The organism is Tardiphaga sp. (assembly GCF_041424195.1).
GTDB lineage: Bacteria > Pseudomonadota > Alphaproteobacteria > Rhizobiales > Xanthobacteraceae > Tardiphaga.
Genome location: NZ_JBGMOE010000024.1, coordinates 1 through 2396, shown reverse-complemented (window position 1 = coordinate 2396; position 2396 = coordinate 1). Strand labels below are relative to the sequence as shown.

The 2396-nt window shown below is 58.3% G+C and carries 3 protein-coding genes; all 3 read right to left on the bottom strand.

Annotated elements, in window-relative coordinates:
- Positions 1–48: 48 nt before the first annotated feature.
- Positions 49–219 carry a hypothetical protein gene (locus ACEK02_RS02800; protein WP_371420281.1) on the bottom strand — a complete coding sequence of 57 codons (171 nt, stop codon included), beginning with the start codon at positions 217–219 and terminating at the stop codon, positions 49–51.
- 715 nt (positions 220–934) lie between these two features.
- On the bottom strand, positions 935–1501 hold the full coding sequence (locus ACEK02_RS02795) for an SLATT domain-containing protein (RefSeq protein WP_371420280.1): 567 nt from the start codon (positions 1499–1501) through the stop codon (positions 935–937).
- On the bottom strand, positions 1482–2396 hold a 915-nt coding region (locus ACEK02_RS02790), incomplete at its 5' end, for a hypothetical protein (RefSeq protein WP_371420279.1). The genes ACEK02_RS02790 and ACEK02_RS02795, both read right to left, overlap by 20 nt.

The following is a 2396-nucleotide window of genomic DNA, read 5'->3' as shown; positions in this document are numbered from 1 at the left end:
CGAGCATAATCCACTAACAATCAACCCGGTCCACTCGACGGGGGCAGGTCAGATCCGGTCCCCGCGCTCGTCCTGCAGGATGATCGCATAGTCCAGACCGTGCGGCTGCTGCGGCGTTGGATCGACAAGATCGGCGCGGATGACAACCTGCCAGCCGCATTCCATCGGATACACGCGCGCGCGTTCGACCAAGAGAAGGACGTCGACATGACTGAACATATATCACAACCCGATATATATATAGTAAGTCCGATGTCAAGCGCAGTGCAGATTATCTCGTGATCTCTGGTTTGGGACGATTGCGCGTCCGACCCGATACCGAACTAGAACGCCAGCCGAAAGCACGTACCCCGACCGGCGCACTCAACCAACGACGCCGCCCCTCCGTGGAGCCCAATGGCACGGCGTAGCGGCGAGAGTTGCTGCGCGGCTTTTAGAACGACCTGATGGACGCCTATGGCGAGCCGCCGATGTCGACGCCGGAGTTAGATCGGGCCGCCCACCTTCTGCCGCTACCTTGAGACGCCGCGCCATTCTGACCCACAAGCAGACACTCAGAGCGCCCTGCCCGGTTTCCAGCTTCAGACGCTCTTTGATATGAGTCAGTCAGGGCTTTAGTAGGCTGGATCAATGACGAGGATACGGCGAGAAGCAGGACTTAACGGCCGCGCGCGCATTCGATGCAGGCTCGCTACGCCGAGCACCTAATGGGCGGGCTCGCCCACCCACCCACCCACCCACCAGCATGATTTGAATGGTCGGCATCTATTTACCCCAACCAAGCGGGACGGCCCGGGCTGCTAGATTCGCGCGACTTGGCTGCTCAAGATGCTAAACGCATTTCGCCACGTGAAGGCCAGATAAGTCTATGTGCGGGTGAACCAGTATCAGGCTTCTCCGGCGGTAGTCTTGCTGCTTGCGCTAGCGTTGGCCGCTAGTCGCCGCGCTTCAACGGCCCAGGCAGAAACTTGTCGATCTCACCCTCGTTGAACGTGTAGTCCTCCAGCGACTGTAGTCCCTTCTGCGCCATGCGATAGGCTTCTAAGTTGGTGCCCGGCGCTGACTTGTATATCGCTGCCAGGGCGGCTTGCAGGCTATCCCGCCGTTCCCGAGCGACGTCGTTGCCGATCGCCCCGGCCTTCATATCGGCAAGCAGGGAGAGGTAGGACTCCCGTATCGCCCAAAGGTCAGCGGCGGTATCGCGGTGCTTCTGCGCTGTCGCTCCGGGGTCAAACCCCTTCATGTAGCCTGAAACGAATAGGGTAATCAGCGAAACCGAGGCAGTGACGAGCTTTAACCAGAACTGATCGGTGAAGAGGATCGCCAGCGTGCCCGAGGTTGTAACCGCCGCTAGTGCGATCTGGGCGATCTTGAACCGACGAAGAGTGGCCGCGCAGATATCGCCCTGCTTCTCGTGGGTCTTATGTGAGTACACGACCCGTCCGAAGCATTCCCGAACCTGCGCGAGCAGCGCGTCCTCGTTACGAATAGGTAGATCCAAAAATCTCTCTCCACTTGTTCCGCGCGGTGACGGGCCGGTCGTTGGACTCGTGATGTATAGCACTCAGCGCGGTTTGGTAGGCTGTCGCTGCCGGCGTCTGAAAGTTGCCCTTTCGATACACGTTAGAGCCACTACCAGGGGCACGCCAATAGGTCTGGGATCTGTCGATGTTGGATAGGTATAGGAAGAAATCGCGCACGAGATAGTCGTGAAAGAGATACGACTTGTCGCGGTGGGGCCAGCTTGCGATAAACTGGTACGCGAGTGTATCGATAAGCATGCCTCCAATCGGGACGCTATGGTAGTCACGCCAAATGCGGGCCATGCGCCCGATGCCCTTGAGATTGCCGTTCGTAGCCTTGTCACGCGCTAGAAACTCCAACATTTCCCGGCGCGGATCGCACGTTTGCCAGCTTCCGCCCCCATTGGAGTCGGCGAAAGTAAAAGTGCCCGCTTTATTGTCGAACACGGGCAAAATCTCGAACCTGATCCCATCATCGAAATTTAGCGCGACAACCTGGCCGTCCGCGCCGGTAAAGGAATTGGCATACGTGCGGTTGAGGGAGTTCTTCACCGCCTGAAGGAGCGCCGACTGCCCGTTGCTCTGATAAGCGTCGTATTGGTAATAGATAGACGATGGTAGGAGGAACGCCACGTCCAAATCGCTGACGCCACGAGCGGCTGTGTCCCGGCCATAGGAGCCGACATAGAGGCTATGCGCGATTTCGGACTCGGTGCTCCAGAAGTCCTTGTTCAATTGCTTGGTAATCCGTTTGTACCGATACGAGATCGTCCCCACGGTGCCCGCGGGGATCAAATAATTGCCCCGAAAGGCACGGAAGTGAACCGCGCCGGGTCTACCGGAGGCGTTGGGTTGTGAGTCACGCTGCCATAT